General features: G+C 61.8%; 19 protein-coding genes and 1 pseudogene. 17 read left to right on the forward strand and 3 right to left on the reverse strand.

Annotated elements, in window-relative coordinates:
• Positions 1 to 26 precede the first annotated feature (26 nt).
• From bioB to ACFSOZ_RS18825, 12 genes are all read left to right on the forward strand, one after another.
• On the forward strand, positions 27 to 1,025 hold the full coding sequence (gene bioB / locus ACFSOZ_RS18770; protein WP_379100501.1) for a biotin synthase BioB: 999 nt from the start codon (positions 27 to 29) through the stop codon (positions 1,023 to 1,025).
• Complete coding sequence (locus ACFSOZ_RS18775; protein WP_379100394.1) at positions 1,022 to 2,161, forward strand: 8-amino-7-oxononanoate synthase; 1,140 nt, start codon at positions 1,022 to 1,024, stop codon at positions 2,159 to 2,161. Before bioB ends, ACFSOZ_RS18775 begins: the two co-directional genes overlap by 4 nt.
• Positions 2,158 to 2,793: a dethiobiotin synthase gene (bioD, locus tag ACFSOZ_RS18780; RefSeq protein WP_379100396.1), complete on the forward strand. Its 636-nt coding sequence runs from the start codon at positions 2,158 to 2,160 to the stop codon at positions 2,791 to 2,793. Before ACFSOZ_RS18775 ends, bioD begins: the two co-directional genes overlap by 4 nt.
• The gene (locus ACFSOZ_RS18785; protein WP_379100398.1) at positions 2,793 to 4,058 is read left to right on the forward strand and encodes an adenosylmethionine--8-amino-7-oxononanoate transaminase; all 1,266 of its coding nucleotides are present in this window, start codon (positions 2,793 to 2,795) and stop codon (positions 4,056 to 4,058) included. Before bioD ends, ACFSOZ_RS18785 begins: the two co-directional genes overlap by 1 nt.
• Positions 4,055 to 5,038: a beta-ketoacyl-ACP synthase III gene (locus tag ACFSOZ_RS18790; protein WP_379100400.1), complete on the forward strand. Its 984-nt coding sequence runs from the start codon at positions 4,055 to 4,057 to the stop codon at positions 5,036 to 5,038. Before ACFSOZ_RS18785 ends, ACFSOZ_RS18790 begins: the two co-directional genes overlap by 4 nt.
• Positions 5,039 to 5,064: 26 nt before the next feature.
• Positions 5,065 to 5,199 (forward strand): hypothetical protein, encoded by a 135-nt coding sequence (locus ACFSOZ_RS18795; RefSeq protein WP_280952830.1) that lies wholly within the window; start codon positions 5,065 to 5,067, stop codon positions 5,197 to 5,199.
• A 228-nt stretch (positions 5,200 to 5,427) separates the two neighbouring features.
• Complete coding sequence (locus tag ACFSOZ_RS18800) at positions 5,428 to 6,252, forward strand: cyclase family protein (protein ID WP_378924072.1); 825 nt, start codon at positions 5,428 to 5,430, stop codon at positions 6,250 to 6,252.
• 133 nt (positions 6,253 to 6,385) lie between these two features.
• Positions 6,386 to 6,652 carry a hypothetical protein gene (locus ACFSOZ_RS18805; protein WP_379100402.1) on the forward strand — a complete coding sequence of 89 codons (267 nt, stop codon included), beginning with the start codon at positions 6,386 to 6,388 and terminating at the stop codon, positions 6,650 to 6,652.
• A gap of 293 nt (positions 6,653 to 6,945) precedes the next feature.
• Positions 6,946 to 7,236 (forward strand): hypothetical protein, encoded by a 291-nt coding sequence (locus ACFSOZ_RS18810; RefSeq protein ID WP_379100404.1) that lies wholly within the window; start codon positions 6,946 to 6,948, stop codon positions 7,234 to 7,236.
• Between the two features lie 205 nt (positions 7,237 to 7,441).
• Entirely contained in the window at positions 7,442 to 7,798 is a 357-nt protein-coding gene (locus ACFSOZ_RS18815; protein ID WP_379100406.1) for a hypothetical protein, read from the forward strand.
• 33 nt (positions 7,799 to 7,831) lie between these two features.
• Positions 7,832 to 8,005: a hypothetical protein gene (locus ACFSOZ_RS18820; protein ID WP_379100408.1), complete on the forward strand. Its 174-nt coding sequence runs from the start codon at positions 7,832 to 7,834 to the stop codon at positions 8,003 to 8,005.
• 55 nt (positions 8,006 to 8,060) lie between these two features.
• On the forward strand, positions 8,061 to 8,273 hold the full coding sequence (locus ACFSOZ_RS18825; RefSeq protein ID WP_379100410.1) for a cold-shock protein: 213 nt from the start codon (positions 8,061 to 8,063) through the stop codon (positions 8,271 to 8,273).
• 224 nt (positions 8,274 to 8,497) lie between these two features.
• Here ACFSOZ_RS18825 and ACFSOZ_RS18830 read toward each other — a convergent pair whose 3' ends face one another.
• Positions 8,498 to 8,962 (reverse strand): Ros/MucR family transcriptional regulator, encoded by a 465-nt coding sequence (locus tag ACFSOZ_RS18830; RefSeq protein WP_379100412.1) that lies wholly within the window; start codon positions 8,960 to 8,962, stop codon positions 8,498 to 8,500.
• Positions 8,963 to 9,397: 435 nt separating this feature from the next.
• Positions 9,398 to 10,207, reverse strand: coding sequence for a hypothetical protein (locus tag ACFSOZ_RS18835; RefSeq protein WP_379100414.1), 810 nt, complete (start codon positions 10,205 to 10,207; stop codon positions 9,398 to 9,400).
• Between the two features lie 270 nt (positions 10,208 to 10,477).
• On the opposite strand from ACFSOZ_RS18835, the gene xopAD reads away from it, so the two are divergent.
• The 5 genes and pseudogenes from xopAD to ACFSOZ_RS18860 all read left to right on the forward strand — a co-directional run bounded on the left by xopAD (position 10,478) and on the right by ACFSOZ_RS18860 (position 22,403).
• Entirely contained in the window at positions 10,478 to 16,300 is a 5,823-nt protein-coding gene (gene xopAD / locus ACFSOZ_RS18840; RefSeq protein ID WP_379100416.1) for a XopAD/skwp family type III secretion system effector, read from the forward strand.
• A gap of 148 nt (positions 16,301 to 16,448) precedes the next feature.
• Positions 16,449 to 17,518, forward strand: a protein-coding gene (locus ACFSOZ_RS18845) for an IS630 family transposase (RefSeq protein ID WP_095081613.1) whose coding sequence is annotated in 2 segments (ribosomal slippage) — positions 16,449 to 16,935 and positions 16,935 to 17,518 — 1,071 coding nt in all. Because the reading frame shifts where the segments join, the coding sequence is not laid out codon by codon here.
• 11 nt (positions 17,519 to 17,529) lie between these two features.
• Positions 17,530 to 18,830 (forward strand): annotated as a pseudogene (locus tag ACFSOZ_RS18850) (IS1380 family transposase).
• Between the two features lie 223 nt (positions 18,831 to 19,053).
• Positions 19,054 to 19,650 (forward strand): shikimate kinase, encoded by a 597-nt coding sequence (locus ACFSOZ_RS18855; RefSeq protein ID WP_095090057.1) that lies wholly within the window; start codon positions 19,054 to 19,056, stop codon positions 19,648 to 19,650.
• Positions 19,651 to 21,236: 1,586 nt separating this feature from the next.
• On the forward strand, positions 21,237 to 22,403 hold the full coding sequence (locus ACFSOZ_RS18860; RefSeq protein WP_095090051.1) for a porin: 1,167 nt from the start codon (positions 21,237 to 21,239) through the stop codon (positions 22,401 to 22,403).
• Between the two features lie 173 nt (positions 22,404 to 22,576).
• On the opposite strand, the gene ACFSOZ_RS18865 is transcribed toward ACFSOZ_RS18860, so the two are convergent.
• Positions 22,577 to 23,656 carry an IS5 family transposase gene (locus ACFSOZ_RS18865; RefSeq protein ID WP_095085660.1) on the reverse strand — a complete coding sequence of 360 codons (1,080 nt, stop codon included), beginning with the start codon at positions 23,654 to 23,656 and terminating at the stop codon, positions 22,577 to 22,579.
• Between the last annotated feature and the right edge of the window lie 22 nt (positions 23,657 to 23,678).

Here is a 23,678-nt window from a genome sequence, read left to right on the forward strand (position 1 = left end):
AGCGTAGACTAGGAAACAGGATGGACATGCACGCCACCAATCCGACGAAGACAATGCCACAGGCTCAAGCCCCAGACGCCACGACGTGGACGCTAGAGAAGGCTCGGGCACTTCATGACGCGCCCTTCAACAATCTGCTCTTCCTGGCGCAAACCGTGCACCGCCAGAATTTCGATCCCAACAAGGTCCAGCTCAGCCGGCTTCTTAGCATCAAGACGGGCGGCTGCCCTGAGGATTGCGGCTATTGCAGCCAGTCGGCCCATCACGAAACCGGGCTGAAAGCGTCGAAGCTGATGGAGATCCGGCGCGTCATCGCCGAGGCGACCAAGGCGCGTGACGCCGGTGCCACCCGCTATTGCATGGGCGCGGCATGGCGAAATCCCAAGGCGCGCGACATGGATGCGGTGGTGGCGATGGTCGAAGGCGTAAAGGCGCTGGGCATGGAGACCTGCATGACGCTGGGCATGCTTGATCTGGGCCAGGCGCAGCAACTGAAAATGGCCGGCCTCGACTATTACAACCACAACATCGACACTTCGGAGCGCTACTACAACGAGGTTATCTCGACACGCACGTTTGCCGATCGGCTGGACACGCTGGCCAATGTCCGCGACAGCGGCATCAAGGTCTGCTGCGGCGGCATTGTCGGTATGGGCGAAGAGCCTATGGATCGCGTCGACATGCTGGTGACGCTGGCCAATCTGCCGGAACATCCGGAAAGCGTTCCGATCAACATGCTGATCCCGATCGCCGGTACCCCGCTTGCCGACGCCAGGCCGATCGAGCCGATCGAATTCGTGCGCGTGATCGCACTGGCGCGCATCATGATGCCGAAATCGCATGTCCGGCTTTCAGCCGGCCGCACCGCCATGACCGACGAGATGCAGGCGCTGTGCTTCTTTGCCGGCGCCAACTCGATCTTCGTCGGCGACACGCTGCTGACGGCGGACAATCCCGGCGAGGACAAGGATAGTCTGCTGTTCCGGCGTCTCGGCATCGAGCCGATGGACCTCGAGACGCAATGAGCGGGGTACCGCTTGCCCGCTATGACGCGACCTTGCAGGGGCTGGCGCGCAAGGACCGGCTGCGGACACTGTCGCCGCGCGCCGGCCTCGACTTCTCGTCGAACGACTATCTCGGGCTTGCCGCTTCGAGAAGACTAGGCGACGCGGTTGCGGCTGCGATCGCGCAGGGCACGCCGGTCGGCGCCACCGGGTCGCGGCTGCTGCGCGGCAACGCGCCGGAGCATGAGGCTCTGGAGGCGGACGCGGCGGCGTTTTTCGGAGCTGAACGCGCGCTGTTCTTCGGCAGCGGCTACATCGCCAACTTCGCTCTCCTGACAGCGCTGCCGCAGAAGGGCGACCTTTTGGTCCTCGACGGACTCGCCCATGCCAGCATGCATGAGGGGGCTCGCGCTGGCCGCGCTGAGTTCAAGCTCGCCGCGCACAACGACGTCGATTCTATCGAGGATGCGATCACGCGCTGGCGCGCCGAAGGCGGCACCGGGCGCGTCTGGATCGCGGTCGAAAGCCTTTACAGCATGGATGGCGACCGTGCGCCGATGGAGAGCCTGGTCGCGCTTGCCGATCGACACGAGGCATTCATCGTCGTCGACGAGGCGCATGCCACCGGCGTTTGGGGACCGGAGGGCCGCGGCCTTGCCGCCGGTTTCGAGGGCCGCGACAACATCATCGCACTCCACACTTGCGGCAAGGCGCTCGGAGCGTCGGGCGCGCTTGTCACCGCTCCACGAACGCTGTGCGACTATCTCGTCAACCGGTGCCGGCCATTCATCTACGCCACCGCACCGTCGCCGCTGATGGCGGTCGCGGCGCGCGAAGCGCTCGCCATGCTGTCCGATGAGCCGATGCGCCGTCTCCAGTTGCAGGAGCGAGTTGCCTTCGCGGGTGGCCAATTGGCCGGGCGCTGCGGCGTGATACCGAGCGGCTCGCAGATCCAGCCATTTGTCATCGGCGACGTCAGGCGCACCATGGCGATGGCGACAGCGCTGCAGGCGCGCGGTTTCGACATTCGCGGCATTCGTCCGCCGACCGTGCCCGAGGGCACCTCGCGTCTGCGCATTTCGCTGACGCTCAACGTCGACGAAGCCGACATTTCGGCCATGGTCGAGGCGCTCGTCGAGGTGTTGGCCTCGGCATGACCAAGCGCATCGTCATCACCGGAACGGATACCGGCATCGGCAAGACGGTGTTTTCGGCGGGATTGGCCGGCCTTCTCGACGGTTTCTACTGGAAGCCGGTGCAATCGGGCCTCGACGGCGAAACCGACAGCGAGGTTGTGGAACGGCTCGCCGGCCTGCCGAAAGGACGCGTGCTGCCCGAAGGGTATCGCCTGAAGGAGCCGCTGTCGCCGCATCGTTCAGCCGAACTCGACGGCGTCGCGATAGACGTCGCAGAGCTCTCGCTTCCGGACTTGCCGGGTCCGATCGTCATCGAAGGGGCCGGGGGACTGATGGTGCCGCTCAACCGGCGCACCAAGTTCATCGACATATTCGCTCAGTGGCGGATGCCGGTTATCCTGTGCGCCCGTACCACGCTCGGCACGATCAACCACACCCTGCTGTCGATCGAGGCGCTCAGGGCCCGTTCCATCCCGCTCATCGGCATTGCCTTCATCGGTGATGAGGTGGCCGATACGCAGAGAACAATCGTGGAGTTCAGCGGCGCGCGCCAGCTAGGCAGACTGCCGCACATCGATCCGCTGACGAGTGAAACGCTGAGAGATGCAATGGTTGCCGGCTTCGACCTTGCTTTGATCCCCGGAGGCGAGTGATGTCGCAATCTCAAGTCTGGCATCCGTTCACACAGCACGCGCTCGAACCGGCGATCCCTGAAATCGTCCGGACGGACGGCGCCTACCTCCACAAGGCCGACGGCACGCGCATCCTGGATGCCATTTCCTCCTGGTGGGTCGTCACCCACGGCCACCGCCATCCCCATATCATGAAGGCCATCGAAACGACCGCGGCGAGCCTCGACCAGATCATCTTCGCCGGCTTCACCCACGAGCCGGCCGAACGCCTGGCCAGGGCGCTTGTCGGCCTCGCTCCGGCCGGCCTTGACTGGGTGTTCTACTCCGACAGCGGCTCGACCTCTGTCGAGGTCGCGCTGAAGATGGCGCTCGGCTATTTCCGCAACATCGGCGCACCGCGCTCGCGCATCGTCGTCATGGAGCACAGCTATCATGGCGACACCATCGGCACGATGAGCGTCGGCGCCCGCGGTGTGTTCAACGCTGCCTACGAGCCGTTGCTGTTCGAGGTCGATACCATCCCCTTCCCGGCCGCCGGGCGAGAGCAGGAGACGCTGGATCGGTTCGAGGCCGTCAGCCGCGACCGGCACGCCGCCGCGCTGATCGTCGAGCCGCTGGTGCTTGGCGCCGGCGGTATGCTGATGTATCCGGCCTCGGTTCTGACCGAACTGAAGAAGATCGCCGAAGCTTCGGGCACGCTGCTGATCGCCGACGAGGTGATGACCGGCTGGGGCCGCACCGGAACCATGTTCGCCTGCGAGCAGGCATCCATCTCTCCGGACATCCTGTGCACCTCGAAGGGCTTGACCGGAGGCGCCATCCCGCTGGCGGCGACGCTTGCCACCGACGCCATCTTCCGGGCCCATTTTTCCGACGACCGCAAGAAGACCTTCTTCCACTCGAGTTCCTACACCGCCAATCCGATTGCCTGCGCGGCCGCACTCGCCAATGTCGAGATCTGGCGCGACGAGCCGGTAGCCGAGCGGGTCGCGGCCCTGAGTGCAAAGCAGGCCGCCGGGCTTCAACGCTTTCGCGATAACCCTCGCTTCACCGATAGCCGGGCGACCGGGACGATCACGGCTCTCGATCTGCGCACCGGCTCCGCCGGCTATCTGGCCGAGATCGGGCCAAAACTGCGGGCTTTTTTCCTCGAGCGCGGCCTGCTCGTGCGTCCGCTTGGCAATGTCCTCTATCTTCTGCCGCCCTATTGCATCACCAGCGAGGAACTGGACGGTCTCTATGACGCCATCGAGGAGGCCAGCGAACGCTTCGGGTCGGGGCCATGAGCAGGTCGTCTCGCATTCTCGGGTTCGGCCATCATGCGCCGGCGCGCAAGGTCGAGAATCCGGAGATCGAAGATCGTCTCGGGCTCGAGCCAGGCTGGATCGAGCGGCGCACCGGAATTCGTTCGCGCTTCTGGGCGACAGATGAAGACACGCTGTCCGGCCTTGCTGTGCGTGCAGGCGAGATGGCGCTGGCGAACGCCGCTATTGATCGCAGCGACATCGGTCTCCTGTTGCTTGCCACCTCGACGCCCGACCACCTTCTGCCGCCCAGCGCACCCCTCGTCGCGCACAAGCTGGGACTTGGACGAGCAGGTGCGATCGATCTGACCGGCGCCTGCGCCGGCTTCATCTATGCGCTGATGTTCGCCGACGGCGTCACCCGCCTGCATGGCAAGGCGACCCTTGTGATTGCCGCCAACATCCTCAGCCGCCGCATCAATCCGGCCGAGCGCGCAAGCTCGGTCCTTTTCGCCGATGCCGCCGGCGCCCTGGTGATCGGTCCCTGCGAGGATCCCGACCGGGGCATTCGAGGTGCCTCGGTGGATTCCGACGGCTCGCGCTACGGGCTGATCCAGATCCCGGCGGGCGGAAGCAACATCCCGTTCCAAAGTGGCCTGGATCTCGGGCAAACCCGAATGACGATGACCGACGGCCGCGAAGTGTTCGCCAGGGCCGTGGACATGATGACTGCATGTTCAAAGGACGCGCTCGCCGCAGCCCGAACGCAGCCGCAGGACATCGATCGGTTCGTGCCGCACCAGGCCAATGCCCGCATCTTCGATGCGGTCGGGAGGAGCCTCGGCATTGCAGATGAAGCAATCGTCAAGACAATCGCCGACTACGGCAACTCTTCGGCCGCGACGATCCCGCTATCCCTATCGTTGGCCAATCAGACAGAGCCATTGCGGCCTGGCGAAAAAGTCCTTCTTGCTGCCGCGGGGGCGGGCTTAAGCGGCGGGGCACTCGTCGTTGGAATTTAGCCGGCGCTCGTTGGCGCGAACGCTGCGTGCCTGACCGGCATGCAGCAGTCGCCTCTGGCCGGCTTTCGAGTCGCGAGCGCGAAAAGGAATTCGCCGCGCTGACCGATGACGAGGCAAGGCGGATCGAGGCGGTCTACGCGCAAATCTTTGGTGCCGATTGAAGAAATCATCTTTCGATCGGCGCTCCAGCTTTTCGGAAATGGCATTCAGAACCATCAGAGCGGGAAGAGCATCAGGTGTGGTCAACAGCGCGTTAACGCCGAAATTTTGCGACAGGCCCAGTTGATCTCAAGCAGGGAGACGTGCTGGAAGGCATTGTTGACGGCCTCGGCACCCTGCGCAACCAAGTTCTTCGCCGGACGTTCGAATAATTATTGAGAAGGAACTCCATGACCCGCCAAATCATCGATCTCTCCATCGCCCTCGACAATGAAACGCCAGCGGACCCCCCGCCGATCCGCCCCGTGATCAGCTATACTGGGCATCGCGAAAGCGCCGAAGGCATGGTGGCGTTCTTTCCCGGGCTCGGCGTGGATCAGCTGCCCGGTGGCTATGGCTGGGCAGTTGAAGAGTGCAAGGTCAACACGCACAACGGCACCCACCTTGATGCGCCATGGCACTATCACCCCACCATGAACGGTGGTGAACGGGCAATGACCATCGACGAAGTGCCGCTGGATTGGTGTATGCAGCCGGGTGTGAAGTTGGATTTCCGTCATCTGCCAGACGGTTATGTGGTGACGGCCGCCGACGTTGAGGCCGAGCTTGACCGCATAGACCACACGTTGAGCCCGCTGGAAATTGTGCTGGTCAACACTTCGGCCGCCGCCGCTTATGGCAGCCCGGCCTATCTGGGCAAGGGGTGCGGCATGGGCCGTGAGGCCACGCTTTTCCTGACCTCACACGGCGTGCGGGTGACCGGCACGGACGCATGGAGCTGGGATGCCCCCTTTCCCTTCACCGCCAAACGTTATGCTGAAACCGGCGACGCCAGCATCATCTGGGAAGGACATAAGGCGGGAGCCGAGATCGGTTATTGCCACCTCGAAAAACTGACCAACCTCGACCAGCTTCCGCCCAAGGGCTTTACGGTTACCTGCTTTCCGGTAAAGATCAAAGGCGCCTCTGCCGGATGGACGCGCGCAGTGGCCCTACTCCAAGAGGTTCCGGCCATGGCGCTGCAGCGCCTTCCGCAAGAGAATTCGAACGGGTGACGTTTGACCATGGCGTGAGGATGGAGTCCGCAAGCGCATCGCTGTTCACGACCGTATAGACGTGCGCTTCCCGCAGCCTCCGCTCCCTCCGGCGGCCGCCACGGGAACAGGGTTTTCGTGCTTGATGTGGCGGGTGAAGGAGCTGCAGAAGTCGCGTATCCAGGTCCTTGTAGGCATCGATGTGACCCGCGTTTCCGCCAATGCCGAGGTCGACGAACGGAGCGGCGCGACGTCCTTCACCGCGACTATCGAGGTGGGTGCCGACCAGTTCAAAGCTCTACCGTACGTGAAGCTCTATCCGGATATGCCCGTCGACGTGTCGATAGTGACGGGTGAGCGCAAGGGCATTGTGCGTGCTGCCACACTAGCCGCGGGACTGACGAGCGTTGGCATTGTGTAAAAGACATCGTCATAGCCCCTGCGGAACGACGCGATCGCAAGAGGATCGCCACTGCTTTTCGGCAGCGTCGATGAAAAAGGGTCTGTCAAGGCCGGTGAGATAGTTTGGCTATTCAGATAGTGCACATAAGTCGGGACCTGTGGCCGCCCGCAGCAACAGGCTCGCTCGTCTCGACCTTCCTCCATCCCCTCATAGCTCGCATCGTCGGCACCTGCATCTAATCGGTAGGTCGTGAAGTGCTGGCTGTTCAAGAGGCGGATGGTTCGGCTCTGTACCGGAGCAAGGAATCAATCGTGTTCAAGCGCACCATCGTTTCCGGCCTGATCGTCGCCGCCGGTTCGCTGGCCGGAACCGTCCGGCCCTCGGCCGCGCGTGGCTATCATCACCACCGCGAAATCGGCATTGCCGCCGGCGTCGGCGGGTTCGTGCTTGGCGCCTGCTCGCCCAGCAGCCCCGGACCCTCTATCTCGACGAGTACAGCGGTTCCTGGTAGGTCCGCCGCTGCCTCGCCTGCTACGCCAGCTACGATCCGGGCTTGGACACCTATATCGGCTATGACGGCTACCCCCTATCGCCGCCTTTAAGAGGAGATGGACCGTTTCAGCAACATGAGGGCTTCCTCATGGACCGTTTTTCGTTGGTCTGAATGGTTCCAGCCCAGGCTGGCTTGTTCCGGCCCGGCTGCCTGGCCACGCATTTGGCGAGCGAAGCCGGTGGTGTACAGTGATTTCCAGACAGCCTAATCTCGACCACAAACGACCGGCTGATCGCCCCGAGGAGAGAGAAGGTTTGAACGAGCAGGATCCCAAGGAAGACTTGATCGACACGATTTTTCGCAATGGCACCATCACCGCCGTCGGCATCCTGCTGGCGTTCTCGCTCGGCTTCATCACGCATTGGGCCGCCAACCCAATACCGTGGCAGCTCCACCATTTGCTGGCCGCAGCGCCGATCCTGATGGGCATCGCGCTTCAGATGCGGGCCCTGTCGATGCTGCTCGACATTAGTTCCCTGCAACGGCGCATTTATGAGCGCGCCAACCGCATCTTCCTGACCGGGCTTATTCTGACTGCTAGTGGTGTCGGGCTGGCCATCTTGCTCGATGTCTTCGAGATGGCGCGCACGGGCGCGCTGCCTGTCGGCTAGCCGACAGCTACAGCGCCGTGGCCATCCCAACAGATGTCGCACCATTCGGCGCCGACCCGGCTGGCCATGCGCTCGCCGATCCTGACCGCCGGGTTGGTCGCGCAGGGCCATGCGCTTGGCGGCAGCGCGGGGTGGGGCTGGCTGCCGGGTGGTCCGGCCGGGCCTTGCAATTTTTTGCCTTTGCTGCGCGTAACGCCTCGGCTGTGAATCGAGTAGGCTTAATGGCCTACCCACGTTGCAATTATTACAAAGGAATACGGATATGGCGACTGGAACGGTGAAGTGGTTCAACAGCACCAAGGGGTTTGGATTTGTCCAGCCTGACAATGGCGGTCAGGATGTGTTCGTCCACATTTCCGCTGTGGAACGTGCGGGTCTCTCGACTCTCATTGACGGCCAGAAGATCAACTATGAGATCGAACAGGACCGCCGTACTGGCAAGTCCTCCGCTGGCAGCCTCAGCAAAGCTAACTGACTTTTCTCCTGCGGCCCGGCAAAAGCCGGCACGACGCGCCACGTCCCGATCGTACTGACCCGCTCGATAAGAGCGGGCGAGAACATTACCGCAGACCGGGACAGCAGATTGTTGCAAGCCGCGAGGATGTTTGCGAGTGGAGAGGGGGCTGGTCCGCGCCTTCTGATGTTCTGCGCAGACGCCGACGGCAGCTGCGCGCTTCAGAACGAACTTGATAGATAAGATCAAGCTGCGACCTTCTTGCGGGTCCGCTTCGCCGGCGCCGGCGTTTCCGGCTCTTTCGGCTTGCGGCCGAGCCCCATCGTCTTGGCCAACGCCGAGCGCGCCGCGGCGTAATTCGGCGCGACCATGGGATAATCCGCCGGCAGACCCCATTTGGCGCGATACTCATCCGGCGTCAGCCCATAGTGGGTCGACAGATGACGCTTCAGCGCTTTGAATTTCTTCCCGTCCTCAAGGCAGATGATGTAGTCCGGTGTCACCGACTTCCTGATCGGGACTGCAGGCTTGAGAGCCTGCGGCTCTTCTGCGGAGACACTTTCGGCCGTGCCCTTCAAAGCTGCGTGCACTTGTCCGATCAGGGCAGGGAGATCGCCCACCGGCACCGGATTGTTGGACACATAGGCTGAGACGACATCGGCGGTGAGCTCGATGAGGACGTCGATGTTGTCGTCGGCTTCTTCTGTCATGAAACTCTCCGGGTAGCGTGAAAACATAGTCGGTGAAGGATTGCTTCATTAGTGGTGGTTGCCGCGGAAAGCAATAAATCTCTCGCCAGGTTATTGCGATACTCGTCCAACATGAGGTCTAGTCAGGCTTCCGTCAGATACCACGAGTATGATGATACCCTCAGCGTGCAATGCGACAGGAATGACCGTGCGCAATTGTATTTTCATTTGCACTCGGGGTTGGCTATGACGGGTATTGGTCGACGTGGTGGCTTGTACAGTGGGCAAGTCAGAGCTGGGGGCGCGCAGGACATAGGGGGGGCCCGCGGTCCTGCCTCTGGACAAGGTGGCCAACAGTTCAATTCGCTCATGGAGCGGATGCGTTCCGACCATGAAAATCCAGAGGGCGGACCCGTCCGCACCAGTGATATCCTGCGGGACGCGTCTCCTCATCCATCAGTTGGCGCACGCGGGAGGCGGCGCGGGTTGGATAGGGAGGAAGGCTGGTCGCATTTCGAGGATGAACCCTGGCGCGGCGATCAGGTGGCGGAGGGCTCGCAAAGGGGCGAGCGCCCGCCTCAGCGACAGGATCGTGGCGCATTCAATCGGGAAGAAGGCCCCTCGCGTTTCGGGGATGAACCCTGGCGCCGCGAGCGCCCGCCCCAGCGACAGGATCGTGGCGCACCCTATCGGGAAGAAAGCTCTTCCCGCTCTGGTGGCGAGCATTGGCGCGACGATCGGGCGGCCGAGGGCTCGCAAAGGGGCGAGCGCCCGCCTCAGCGACAGGATCGTGGCGCATTCAATCGGGAAGAAGGCCCCTCGCGTTTCGGGGATGAACCCTGGCGCCGCGAGCGCCCGCCCCAGCGACAGGATCGTGGCGCACCCTATCGGGAAGAAAGCTCTTCCCGCTCTGATAGCGAGCATTGGCGCGGCGATCGGGCGGCCGAGGGCTCGCAAAGGGGCGAGCGCCCGCCTCAGCGACAGGATCGTGGCGCATTCAATCGGGAAGAAGGCTCTTCCCGCTCTGATAGCGAGCATTGGCGCGGCGATCGGGCGGCCGAGGGCTCGCAAAGGGGCGAGCGCCCGCCTCAGCGACAGGATCGTGGCGCACCCTATCGGGAAGAAAGCTCCTCCCGCTCTGGTGGCGAGCATTGGCGCGGCGATCGGGCGGCCGAGGGCTCGCAATGGGCTGAGCGCCCGCCTCAGCGACAGGATCGTCGCGCACTCTATCGGGAAGAAGGCTCCTCGCGCTCTGATAGCGAGCATTGGCGCGGCGATCGGGCGGCCGGAGACTCGCAAGCAAGCATGCGCCAGCGCAATCAGGCGGCCGAGAGCTCGCAATCGGGCGCGCTTCCGCAGCCAAGGCAATCCGCAAGCGACCTGGGTCCTGGACTTGGAAAGCGGCGCGTAGACGACGTAGCCGCGCAGAGCCACGCCAGCTTTGAGCGACCTGATCCACAGTATTCAGGCGAGTTGCATGCAGCACTAAGAGGAATTGCTAACGCGCGTGACATCGGGGGGTTCTCAAGAGAGGTGGTGAAGCATTCCAAGCGCCTGCGGATGCCGGATCAAGCAACGTTCATGCAAAAGGCCTCCGTCGATTTTGAACGCAAATTTGTCCCGCGCTTGGAGGAAGATATCGACGCCCGGCAATCATGGGGGTACGCCACTACGTGCAATGCGGTGAGCCGGTATGCGGGAGGGCAGGCAGGGATAGAAGCTTGCAGGGCTGTCGCAGCTCGGCTGTCGCAGCTTGATCTCGCGTTAATGAAGAAGATTGAACCGAGAGCGCTTTCGCTCTTCGCATCATCATTCGGTCGGGACCCATTGTCGACGAAATGTCGCGATGGAGCGATGAGAATCGCCCGAATTTGTCAGGATCAAAGGGGCGTACTAGGTGAGCTGGGCAGCCAAAATCTCTCGTTGCTGGCCAATGGTTTCAGCAAGTGGCCGGAAGCACCGGACTGTCGCAAGGCCACAGCCGCGATCGCCGATGAGGTCCTTCGCCGCGGGGTTCAGCTCACCCGCTTTACTGCGCAGGAGCTATCGAATCTCGTGAACGGATTCAGCAAGCGGCCGAACGACGAGGGCTGCTGTCAAGCCGCGGCCGCGATCGCCAATGTAATTGTCGGCCGTTCCGGCGCCCCCCCCCGGCTCTCCACCTTTGTTCCGCAGGACCTGTCAAACCTAGTGAACGGTTTCAGCAAGTGGCCGGAAGCACCGGACTGTCGCAAGGCCACAGTCGCTATCGCCGAGGCGGTCCTTCGTCGCTCCGGAAGCGGCGCCTTGATCTCTGATTTTACTCCGCAGGACCTGGCGAACCTGGTGAACGGTTTCAGCAAGTGGCCGCAAGCGCCTGGCTGCCGCGAGGCCACAGTCGCGATCGCCAGCCAGGTCTCTCGCTTTGCCAAACGCGACGTCCGGCTCTTTGACTTTACCCAGCAGGGGCTGGCGAATCTGGTGAACGGTTTCAGCAAGTGGCCGGAAGCGCCGCACTGCCGCGAGGCCATAGTCGCGATCGCCAGCGAGGTCTCTCGCCTTGCCAAACGCGAAGCCCAGCTCTCTGACTTTAATGCGCAGGACGTGGCGAATCTGGTGAACGGTTTCAGCAAGTGGCCGGAAGCACCGGACTGCCGCGAGGCCACAGTCACGATCGCCGGCGAGGTCTCTCGCCTTGCCAAACGTGAAGCCCAGCTCTCTGACTTTAATGCGCAGGACGTGGCAAACCTGGCGAACGGTTTCAGCAAGTGGTCGGAAGCGCCGGACTGCCGCGAGGCAACAGTCGCGATCGCCGGCGAGGTCTCTCGCCTTGCCAAACGCGAAGCCCAGCTCTCTGATTTTAATGCGCAGGACGTGGCAAACCTGGCGAACGGTTTTAGCAAGTGGCCGGACGGAGGGGCCTGTCGCGAGGCCACAGTCGCTATTGCCGAGGCGGTCCTTCGTCGCTCCGAAAGCGCCTTGATCTCTGATTTTACTCCCCAGAACCTGGCCAACCTGGTCAACGGTTTCAGCAAGTGGCCGGACGAGACGGGCTGCAGCAAGGCCACGGTCGCAATCGCCAGCGAGGTCGCTGGCCGCACCTCGCGCGAGGTGCAGCTCTTTGACTTTACTCAAGGGGATCTGGCGAACCTGGCGAATGGTTTCAGCAAGTGGCCGGAAGCGCCGCACTGCCGCGAGGCCACAATCGCGATCGCCGGCGAGGTCTCTCGCCTTGCCAAACGCGAAGCCCAGCTCTCTGACGTTACTGCGCAGCACCTGGCGAACCTGGTCAACGGTTTCAGCAAGTGGCCGGACGAGACGGGCTGCAGCAAGGCCACGGTCGCGATCGCCGGTGAGGTGCTTCGCCGTGACAACCGGCTCTCTGATTTTAGTCCGCAGGGATTGGCGAACCTTGTGAACGGCTTCAGCAAGTGGCCGGAAGCAGCGGCGTGCCACCAGGCAGTCCTGGACATCGTGCGCAAACTGGGCTCCGGAGGCCAACGATTCGGAACGTTCACCACACTTGAGCTCGGCATGATGGCCAATGCTCTGGGGCGAAGTGTCGCCAGGGGAGAGGACACAGGAGAGATCATAGAGACCGCTCTGCTGAAGGATCGGCTACACCAGCTGGCCCGCTACCTTCACTATGCCAGTGATCGTCTGGAGCAGACCCACGTTCTGAACATCGCCGTGATTTTCAAGGCGCTGGCCAAGGCTCGATTGTTTGACGATCTCGGTTTGCTCGCACGGCCGGCGTTGGATCGGCTTACGGAATTGCATCGTGCCCCTGGTTTTGCCGCTGAGAACAACCTCGAAACCATGGGCAATCTCTGCCTCGCCGTGCTGCCGCTGGCGCGCAGCCCGCGCAAGAGCCTGCGCTGGCATCGGAGGCAGGCTCTGAATTTGCTGAACGACATTCAACCGATCGTCGAGCATAAGATTGAGGCGCATCTCAAAGCAGGCGATGGCGAGCGGACCCGTGGCCCGTACTCGAGCCGTCGCCCCGCCTTGTCGATCTATCAAGTGCTCAAGACCCGCACGGTTCTGGCGACATTGTTCCGCCGGCCGTATGTCGAGGGCAAGAAGTCCGATTTGCGGGTGAGGCAAGAAGAGCTGCAGTTCAAGACCAAGGAGATTTTGGAGAAAACGGCCGGCCTCATCGAAGGCGACCTTTCCACCATGAGTTGGAACCTGATCGCGGAGATCGCTGCAGAGACCCCGCTTGATGGGCTGGACACGTTCATGGCGCAGAATGTGGCGACGGTCCAGGCCCAACATCCAGCGTCGGTGTTCGACGTCCATCAGGTGTTGCGAGCAATGGACCACGAGCCCAGACCGCCGCAAGGTGAGGCGGGGCTGATGCAGTTGCCGGTGGTGGACATGCAGGGCCGGCCAGTGGCCACGGAGCCCGAGACACGCTATTCGATTTTTCATCGCCTGACCTCGGGAGCTTTGCCAGTCGTCGCGGTGCAGCTGCCAGGAAAGCCCAGCCCCTTCATGCTGGCGCGTACGGTTACCGTCGAGGGTGTGCCATACCGCATGGACCTGTTCGGCGGAAGCAAGTTAAAACCACCGAAACCGACCCTCTCGCAGCTCGCCGCCCGCGCCCCGGACGCCGCGGCAGCCATGTCTCCTGGCGGAAAGCTGCTGGCCATTCCGTATGCCGATACCGCATCGGGCACGGCGTTCGAGCAGCTATTGCGCGCATGGGCCCCTTTCAAGGAGGCATATTATTACATGCAGCGCAGGGGTTTTGCCGCGCCTCCAGGAATCAAGGGGCTGGGCCCTCACGACTACGCGCTGGAGGGCGCCTTCAAACTGTCGCTGCTGCCGGATCGCCCTGCGAACCAGGAACATCCCTTCAAGCTAACTGGGCCGGAAGGCCCGATCGCCTTGCGATCGCATGATGGCTGCGGTTTCATCAAGGCCTCGCTGGCCAACCGCATGCCGGCTGTTCATCGCGCCCGCCGGCAGGAAGGTCCTGATCGGGTGCCTGCCTTTGCTGAGGGACGCAGATCGTCCCTGCCTGCCTCGGCGCTGCAACATTATCCACGCAGCGAGTCGGTGGCCGATGAGGCGCAAGAGAAGGCCAAGACCTGGCTCGAGAGCCGACAGGGGCAAAGGCTGTCGGCCGAGGAGCTGTTTCGAACCGTGACTGGCGGACATATCGACGGTCCTGGCGCGGTTGCCATACCCTCCAGCGACGAGTGTCTCCATGTGCCGACGCTCAAGAGCGAGACGTTGACGGGGACGAGCGGCGTGCTGATCGGGCGCTCGCCCTATGACAAGCCCAACCTGCGCCCGTTTGCCCCAGAAGGAGTCAAGTCGGCCCTCGAGGGGGATCCGACCGCTGTGTTTCTCGACAACTGCACGGCCATCCAATACAGCTTCAACGTCGCCCAGAAGTCGGGGAGGGAACTGGCGGCCAACGATCCGACCTTTTTTGCCAAAGGCATTCTGATCGTTGTCCCGGATAAGATGTGGCCGGCCGCCTACGCCGACCGTGGGCTGGTGATGTCTGCCGAGGACGTCAAATGCCATGCGAGCTGGACCTCGAGCAAGGACCGCGTCAAGGTGGACACGCCGCTCGACTGCCTCGGCATCCTGCAGGCGACCGAGGTGTTTGCCCCGGGCTCGTTGGTGGCTGTCCCGACCGGTGAGCAGAAAAAACTTGACGGCGACTTCGACGGCGACACCGTCATCATCCTCGGCGACCGGCCCCAGCTTTATGAGCATTTGCGCGCGTTCGATCACCGGGAGCAAGCTCTGGGACTTCCGTCGCTGAAGCCGCCAAAGTCCCATACCCCGGCGCTTGAGGGCGACGATTACCAGTTCAGTCGCGCCCGCCAGATCCTCTCTGCCACGCAGAATGTTCTGGAAACTTATACCTGCCTGCAGCGAAGCTTTCTGGCTCAATCCCATGAAGCACGACGCTGGTTTGCCGAGCGTGCCGTCTTTGGCACCTATGAGGGCGTTCACAAGGAGCTCCGGCGAGATATCGGTCAGCTGTTGAACCAGGAAGAGGTGAGTGGCCAGGATATCCAGAACACGTTTGCGAGGGCGAGGCGCGAGATTGAGGTCGCCAAACATCCGGTTGCCCGCGAAATGGCCGAGTTGCTCGTCTCCGACCTTGTGGCATGGGCAGTCAAGCAGGGTGGACAACTCCTGCCCGAAACAATCGAAAGCGCGAACGCCGCAAACCCGAGCTTCAGCGCAAGGCTGTGCGAGCTTTTCCCGGGTCTGACCGAGACCTATCCGGCAACGCCTCAGCCACGAGACCGCATCCAGCTTTTGCTCGACCACTATCCTGCTCGCATCGATTCTCGCCCAGATGGTTACAATCCGGACGACCTCGTACAAAGCGCAACCAACTTGCTGAGCCTCGGCATCAAGGTCGGCACCGACGCCTATAAATCCGATAATGGCGCCAACCTTTTCTTCAAGAAGGGCAGTTACCTTCAGCGGCTCCTCCACCAGACACCGGGCTTGAAGTCCGTGCCCTATGTCAAGGGCGTTGCGGCGACCCTCGCCCAGGGAAGGTTTGACGTCGATGCGACCTTGGATGATCTGAAAGACAACCCCACGCTGGCCGCTGGCATCATGGAGGCCTCGATCAAATTCGCTGCGGAGCAAGGCATTCTGCCGAAACCTTCTGGCCTCCGGCCCACCGCCGAGGATGCCGACATGATGATTGCGCTGACCCGCGCGGAGGCTTCAGAGCGCGCCCAGATCGAGGCTGCCTGCGCTAGAGCCGAAGAGAGCAAAATCACCGAGGCCGCGCTCGGCGTCGCCGAAAGCCTCTGGAAAGCGGACTTCCAGGTGAAGATGCCCCATCTGGAGCGCCGCTTGAAATCGCATGCCTCCATAACAGATGAACTCACCGGCATGAGCGTCCCGCCCGGCAGCGCTCCACAGCTCCTCACCAATGCTGTACGCCATGTCTTCGAAATCCCTGACGAGCATTTTATAAACGCTTTCAAGAAAGCCATGCTGGCCTTCGATGACCGGGGCTACACCGAGGTCAGCGTGGTCAACTGGTTCAGTAAGCAGACTCGAAATTTCTTGGGCATCAAGGTAGTGCTCGCCACGCCCGAAGCCTATCGCTTCGAGGTCGAGTTTCACACGCCAGGCAGCTACAGGGCCAAACTGGCCAATCACGACACTTATAAGATCCTTGGCAAGCTTCGGCAGCAGCATTCAAGCGGGGATGCTCCGCAAGCCAAGGCCGAGGAACTGATGCAACGCGCCATCGAGGTCTGTGCCGAGGTTGCGATCCCCAAAGGCGCCCTTGGCATACCAAACTGGAAAGCCGAAGAGGATCCTAGCCCGGAAAATTCATGGGGGTTGGCGGATGTGGTGCAAGCCGTTGAAATGACGTAGGATTTGGTTGCTTAAGCCGATCCGAACCATTTCCCGGAGACCACACCCGCGATGAATGATCTTATACCAACGGTCTCGGGTGCTGACTCTTTTGTGATTTTGGAGCATCTCCGAAGCGTGATTCCGTGTTGCCGAAGGAGATTCGGCCATGGGATCAGCGGTGAGGTTACGAACGGACTATTCGGCGACGGAACTGCGTCGCCTGGCGCGTGGGTCGAAGGATGTGCGGCAGAGCAGCCGGCTGTTGTCGATCGCTGCGGTACTGGACGGGATGAGCCGGGCGGATGCGGGGCGGATTGGCGGCATGGACCGCCAGACGCTGCGGGACTGGGTGCACCGGTTCAACGCGGCCGGCCCCGATGGCCTTGTCGACCACTGGTCGTCAGGCCCGCCGTGCCGGCTGTCGCCTGAACAGAATGCTGAACTGGCGGCAATCGTGGAGAGGGGGTCGGATCGCGCCGTCGACGGCGTCGTGCGCTGGCGGCGCATCGACCTCAAGCGCGTCATCAAGGAGCGTTTCGGCATCGATTACGATACCCGCTATGTCGGGAAGCTGCTGCACAAGCTCGGCTTCTCGCATATGAGCGCACGGCCGCACCACCCGGCGCAGGACGCCCATATCATCGAAGCGTTCAAAAAAATTGGCAGCGCACGCTGAAGGCTCATCTTTGCGACCTGCCGCCGCGTACGAAGGTGGAACTCTGGTTCCAGGATGAAGCCAGGATAGGTCAGAAGAACGGCATCACAAGGCAGTGGGCCAGGCGTGGCACGCGGCCGCGACAGCCAGCCGACCAGCGATACAAGAGCGCATATCTGTTCGGCGCCATCTGCCCGGCTCGGGGCACCGGCGCAGCTCTCGCGCTGCCATTTGCCGACACCGAGGCCATGCAACTCCATATCGACGAGATCAGCCGCCATGTCGAAAAGGGCGCGCATGCCGTGCTCATCATGGATCGCGCCGGATGGCACACCACCGCCAACCTCAACATGCCGCGCAACATCACGCCGATCTTCCTGCCCCCGCGTGCGCCCGAATTAAACCCGGTTGAGAATGTCTGGCAGTACATGCGGCAGAACTGGCTCTCAAACCGCGTCTTCGACAGCTACGAGGCAATTATCGACGCCGCGTGCGATGCTTGGCACAAACTGCTCGCCGCTCCCGAAACAATCACATCCATCGGAATGCGAGAATGGGCCCATGTCGGTCAAACCCAATGACTCTTGGTATTATGCTGCCGTTGAGCGGTTTGTCATCAGTCGGCGGCAAGTCCGTCGTCGCCCGTTTTGACGGCGGCATGTTGTCCTCGAACAGTGGTGTTCTGGCTCTGGCCGAGGTGGACCGTGTGGCGCGTTGCATCGACGATCCGCGCCGCCCGGACCAGATCATCCACAGCCTGGCGGACATGATCGGCTTTCGCATGAAGATGATCGCCGCCGGCTACGAGGATGGCAACGACGCCAACTGCGCTGCGATCCGGTCTTCAAGATGGCCCAGGATGCGCTGCCTTCGGGTCGGGATCTGGCCTCTCAATCGACGATGTGCCGGCTGGAGAACCTGCCTGGCGTGCGGGAACTGATCGTTATGGGCCGGGCGATGGTCGACCTCTATTGCGCTTCCTTCCGCCAGGTTCCGAAGCGGATCGTGCTCGACATTGACGACACTTTTGACGCCGTGCATGGCGGCCAGCAGCTCCGCCTGTTCAATGCCCATCACGACGAATACGGCTTCCAGCCGATTGTTGTGTTCGATGGCGACGGCCGGTTCGTCGGTGCGGTCCTGCGACCAGCGAAGCGGCCGAGCGGGGCAGAAATCCGCCCCCACCTGCGCCGCCTGGTGCGGGCGATCCGGAGCAACTGGCCGAACACCCGGATCCTGATCCGGGCCGACAGCCACTATTGTAGTCCGCAGGTCATCGACTGGTGCCGCGCCAACGATGTCGACTTCATCCTCGGCGTGGCGCCCACCACGACCCTGCGCAAGCATGTCGCGGACCTGGAAACCAGCACGATGGCGCGCTTTGAAGCATCGAAGACGAACAAGGTCCGCCGCTTCAAGGAGTTTTTTGACGGCGCCGCCAGTTGGAGCCGCGTAGAGCGCATCATCGCCCGCGTCGAGGTCGGCGCCCAAGGTGCCGATACCCGCTTCATCGTCACCAACCTTGCAAGTGGCAAGGCCAAGGCGCTCTACGAGGATGTCTACTGCCGGCGCGGCGCTGCCGAGAACCACATCAAGTCGTGGAAGACGCATCTCGCCGCCGACCGCACCTCCTGCACAAGAGCGACGGCCAACCAGTTCCGGCTGTTCCTGCATGCCGGCGCCTACTGGCTGATGTGGGGCCTGCGCGCCGCGATGCCGAAACGCTCGAGCTTTGCCGTCGCCCAATTCGACACGCTGCGATTGCGCCTCATCAAGATCGCCGCCCGCGTAGTCGAGATGAAAACCCAGATCCGCCTGCACCTGCCGACCTCCTGCCCCGACCAGCGCATCCTGCGCATCGTCCTCAATCGCATTGCGCGGCTCGTGACATAGCCGACGGGGCGCAGACGTCCCGAAACAAACCCGCCGACCTCAACCCGCAAACCCCCTTCCATCACGACGGATCATCGCCGGCGCCCGACGAGGCTTGTCAAAATGCACTCCGAGGGCGGCCAGATCGCCGATGTAGGCCGCCGAAAGCCGATCGCCGTGCATCAAGCGGGCTAGATGGAGCGCTGCTGCGGCATTTGGAATGCGAGTTGGCGAAAAATCAAGAATGTCCGAGATCGCCAGGTCGCCGGAAGCAAGCCAGATTGCGCCGGCCCTCGGCGTGCGGCCGATAGCGCTCGTCGGCATGTCGGGCGTCGGTAAATCCACCATTGGCGAGCGGCTTGCAAAAGGGTTGGGGTTGAAATTCATCGACTCCGATGCCGAGATCAGGAAAGAGGCCGGCATGTCGATAAAAAAACTTTGCGAAACCCATGGCGAGGAGCATTTCAGGGAGCTTGAGGCGAGAGTGATTGCGCGTGTGCTGAAGCAAGGACCGGCAGTGCTCGCGACCGGTGACAGTTCCTTCATCCATCAGCAGACCCATGGGCTCATCCAGGACAAGGCGGTCTCGATCTGGCTCAAGGCCGATGCCGACCTGATAATGCGACGGCTCGGGAGACGACGCGGTCGCCGGCTGCAGCAGGCCTCGGACCTGCTGGGCACTATCACGCAACAGATCGCTGAGCGTGAGCCGATCTATCAAAATGCTCATCTCACGATCGCTTCGCGCAATGTGTCGCATGAGAGGCAGATGGATGAATGCGTCAGGGCGCTGCACGCCTATCTGCGTCCCGAGCCGGCAGCCGCTCAGCCGGGCGTCTAATAAATCCCGTTAATGAGTTTCCCGCTCCCGACGCGGATAAGAACCCAGGAGCACGCTCGCCCCATTATTTCATACAAAGTGAGCCTGCCCCCCTTGTGCGAAGTTCTGGGTTCAATCCGGAAGAGATTTTAGCACGCGCTCCCCCAACTTTGGGGAGATGACGAGACCTCCAACCTCCGCGACGGAAACGCCGCCGTCTCATGGGATGAGCATGCGACATTCGCTTTGCCCGCGCTCCCTGGGAGGCCTGCGCAGGGGCCAAGCAGGCGGCTTCTCCTTAAAGTGTCCGACTAAAGCAAGCTCGCCTGCTCAGCCTCGCGGCGCAGTTTTGCCGCGGCCCCGGCCCGGCCGGCAGGTCCCTTAGCAGCCGGGCCTTGTGATATTTTGTCAGGATCGAGGTCCGCAACAGTTTACCGTCCTATGCCGATAACTGTCATCCTTACCGCTGCGGTTCTCCTGGGTCTTGCGCTATGTCAAATCCGTTCCGCTTTCGCCGCGACACTGTATTTCGCCAATGCCTTTCCTCACGCGATGGTCCGCTCTAACCGCCGAACGCGATGGCATGAACACAATATCGGTTAGCTACAAGCGCCATCGTTCGCCCTGCCGAGATCATCACGCACACCGAGATTTTCGACGCTTTCCCTTCAGACTGCGCTTGGTCGAGGAGATCGGAGCGCGGCAATGCTATATGCTGGGGGACGATACGGCTAGGAGCCAGACATTGCTCGCTAGCGGACGCCCTCGGATAGCGATATCCGGCACTTCGATAACGCGTGGTATCGATTACAGGCAAGAAGCATTGGCAGTGGGCGCGCCGTGATCAGGACAGGAACGTGCTCGGCGTGTTCTTCCAAGGCTGCCAAGCGCCTGCTGACCCAGTCGCTTGCACAGAGTTGCGGCCCCAAGGGCATGATCATCGACAAATGGCGTTCCAATAACGCGATAGAACGTCAGGTGATGCCGAAAGTCGATCATCGCAAAAGAGGCTCAACAATCGCGCCGGGGGGTGCCATCGCGAAAACAGTTGGCCATACAGGACTTCCGATCCAGAGGCGGTTTACAACGCGTCGATCTTTCCAGCCTTGCGAAATCACTTGTCCGGACTGATTGGCAAGCTGCTGCACGCGATCGCCTTCAAGATGGGCCGTGCACCAAAACATGGCATACCCGGCCTGGCTAGTGAATTTCATGTCGACGTCAGTGGGTATCTCGCCCGATGTACCGAGCGGTGCCGCCTATGATGTCTCAAAGCCTACACAACAAACAAAAGCTGTCGCTATTGAACGAAAACGCTGGGCAGCGAACAGACTATCTATCCGAAACGTCTGCTTTTCGTGCTCAGCTTGACCTTCAAAGCGAAAAGACGGAACCGCAACAAGATGCGCCGGCCAACCTGAGCGTAAGCCCGCAGCTACGTCTCCAGGATGGCGCGTTATTTGCGTGGTCGATTTCCGTAGCCGTTGTGACGTCTGCCTACAACAAGCGGAGATGACTATGGCGATTGGCCCAGACGCGCTGAATTCCGTGGGGCAACTGACGAGTGTCGCTTTGCGTCGAGGCGCAGCCCACCGGAGCACGCGCGAATGAACATCAGGAGCCTTCTCCTCGGCTCAACTGCAGTGCTGATCGCCCTTTCCGACGCGCGCGCGGTCGATGCTGTGGCTGTGGCCGAGCCAGAATCGACCGAATACATCAAGGTCTGCGACGTGTACGGCTCCGGCTACTTCTACATCCCCGGCACCGAGACCTGTCTGCGCATCGGCGGCGATGTCCTTTACGACATCGGCCTGGGCCATGTCGGATCGTATGACGGCGCCAGAACCTCAGACCTGAGGACTGGTGAGGATCAGGGCACATGGCGAAACAACGCTCGCTTGACCTTCAAAACTTGGACCGGCCAGGAGACCGAACTCGGCACACTGAAGACCTATACGGAAACCCGCATGGACTTTGGTAATCGCAACGCTTATTCGGGCACGGACAGCCCGCAAAACTACGCCTTCAACAGAGGCGTCAAATTGGCTTTCACTTGGATTCAGCTTGGCGGCCTGCGAGTTGGTAAGGACTGGTCGGCCTTCCACGTGTTTACTGGCCACGCTGGCGACGTCCTCAATAAGATGCTTGTTCCGCACGGCGGCTACGAAGCCAACGTGGTTCAGTACTACTTTGACAGCGGCAACGGCTTTTCGGCGGTGGCTTCACTCGAAGAAGGCTCGGGCGTAGTCGGGACTATCGACAGCTATGTTCCGCATGTCGTCGGCGGCGTGAAATACATGCAAGGCTGGGGGGCGATCACTGGCGTTGTCGCTTATGATAGCAACTACGAATCTCTGGCTGGTAAGGTCCGCGTCGACGTCAATGTCACAAACGAATTTTCGCTATTCGGAACGTTCGGCTACGGCTCCTATGGCAAGCTCAGCGACAACTCCATTAACACAATCGACGCTCATCGTCGCAGCTTCTACAAATTTTGGGGCGGCAACTGGGCTTTCTGGGCCGGCGCCACTTACAGATTCAACGAGAAAACTTCGTTCAACCTTCAGGTCTCGGGTGATCAGCTCAAGGACTATGGTCTGACTGCAAACGCTGTCTATACGGCGTTTGCAGGTCTAATAATCACAGCCGAAATCGACTACGACCACTATGGCGACTTCGGCGCCGGCATGGTTGACCCTTCCAACGTGAACTGGACCAAAGCTGACAAAAAGAACAGCGTCGGCGGCATCATCCGTTTCCAACACTCATTCTAACGGAATGAGAAACTGCATCTGGGCACCTCGAACTACGGCATTTCCGAGACCTGTGGGGCGGCAAAGCGGTTCGGCCCGGGCTGATGGCGGGAAGTGGCTTCGGTTTTGGTCGTTGAGGTTGATGCTGGGTGCCGAGTTTGGCGTCGCGGCGGCGTTTTCCGCCGCTTTTGGCGTCATGCAGGCGCAGTTCGCCCCTGGTGCCAGACGTAGCGCATCAGATTGTAGGCGAGGTTCGTCATGCCGATCTTGGTCCTGGCGCGGGCGATGCCGATCGTGCGGATGAAGAGTTTCATCTGCGCCTTCTGACGGGCGAAGACGTGCTCGACGAAGGCTCGGGTCTTTGAGCGCCGGCCGTTGGCCCGCGACGTCGCTTCGCTCATAGGCCGGCCCTTCGGCTTCTTGTGGTGGATTTCGGAGACATATCCGTTCCGGTCGAGCCACTCCTCGTTCTTCTTCGAGCGATAGGCGGTGTCGGCCCAGACCGTAGACCCGGTATTGGCGCGGTTGAGCACGTTGCGAAGCTGCGCGCCGTCATAGGCGGATGCGCTCGTGACGTTCCAGCCGCGGATGAAGCCGTGCCGGCGGTCGATGGCGGCATGGTTCTTGTAGCCGAAAGCGGGAATGGCGATGTCGCGCTGCTGCGCCTTTCCCTCCTCGGCGACCTTGGCCTTGGAGAACTTCACCGTCCAGCGGGCATCGCGATCCTTCTGGCGCAGCTTGGCCGGCTTCTCCTTCCATGCGTCCGGCACCTTGCCCGCCTTGATGTCGGCCTTCTCGGCGTCGGTGTTGCGCTGCTTCGGCGCCGCCACGATGGTGGCGTCGACGATCTGCCCGCCCATCGCCAGATAGCCGGCCTTGGCGAGGTGCTTGTCGAAGCGGGCAAACAGGTTCTCCACCGCGCAGGCCTGCGTCAGATGCTCGCGAAACAGCCAAATCGTCTTGGCGTCTGGCACTCTGTCGCCGAGCCCCAGTCCGAGGAAGCGCATGAAGGACAGCCGGTCCTGGATCTGGAACTCGGCCTGGTCGTCGGACAGCCCGTAGAGCGCCTGCAGCACCATGATCTTGAACATCATCACCGGGTCGTAGGCAGGACGACCGCCCCTGGCGCCGTCCGAGCGCTTCAGCACCTTGGCCAAAGGCTTGCGGAAAACCTCCCACGGCACAACGGCGTTCAACTTCTCCAGGGGATCGCCGGCTTCGCTTAGCCGAGCATAGCGCTCATCGATATCCCAGAACCCGGCCTGTCCCCGCATCCAATCCCTCCTTCCAAATCGC

Origin of the sequence: Mesorhizobium newzealandense (assembly GCF_042682145.1) — a bacterium.
Classification (GTDB): Bacteria; Pseudomonadota; Alphaproteobacteria; order Rhizobiales; family Rhizobiaceae; genus Mesorhizobium; species Mesorhizobium newzealandense.

Coding starts and splice junctions, on each gene's coding strand:
- ACFSOZ_RS18855 (WP_095090057.1), top strand. CDS start 19,054: ATGTCCGAGATCGCCAGGTCGCCGGAAGCAAGCCAGATTGCGCCGGCC.
- ACFSOZ_RS18825 (WP_379100410.1), top strand. CDS start 8,061: ATGGCGACTGGAACGGTGAAGTGGTTCAACAGCACCAAGGGGTTTGGA.
- ACFSOZ_RS18865 (WP_095085660.1), bottom strand. CDS start 23,656: ATGCGGGGACAGGCCGGGTTCTGGGATATCGATGAGCGCTATGCTCGG.
- ACFSOZ_RS18835 (WP_379100414.1), bottom strand. CDS start 10,207: ATGCTCGCTATCAGAGCGCGAGGAGCCTTCTTCCCGATAGAGTGCGCG.
- bioB (WP_379100501.1), top strand. CDS start 27: ATGCACGCCACCAATCCGACGAAGACAATGCCACAGGCTCAAGCCCCA.
- ACFSOZ_RS18790 (WP_379100400.1), top strand. CDS start 4,055: ATGAGCAGGTCGTCTCGCATTCTCGGGTTCGGCCATCATGCGCCGGCG.
- ACFSOZ_RS18785 (WP_379100398.1), top strand. CDS start 2,793: ATGTCGCAATCTCAAGTCTGGCATCCGTTCACACAGCACGCGCTCGAA.
- ACFSOZ_RS18775 (WP_379100394.1), top strand. CDS start 1,022: ATGAGCGGGGTACCGCTTGCCCGCTATGACGCGACCTTGCAGGGGCTG.
- ACFSOZ_RS18800 (WP_378924072.1), top strand. CDS start 5,428: ATGACCCGCCAAATCATCGATCTCTCCATCGCCCTCGACAATGAAACG.
- bioD (WP_379100396.1), top strand. CDS start 2,158: ATGACCAAGCGCATCGTCATCACCGGAACGGATACCGGCATCGGCAAG.
- ACFSOZ_RS18830 (WP_379100412.1), bottom strand. CDS start 8,962: ATGACAGAAGAAGCCGACGACAACATCGACGTCCTCATCGAGCTCACC.
- ACFSOZ_RS18860 (WP_095090051.1), top strand. CDS start 21,237: ATGAACATCAGGAGCCTTCTCCTCGGCTCAACTGCAGTGCTGATCGCC.
- ACFSOZ_RS18820 (WP_379100408.1), top strand. CDS start 7,832: ATGTCGCACCATTCGGCGCCGACCCGGCTGGCCATGCGCTCGCCGATC.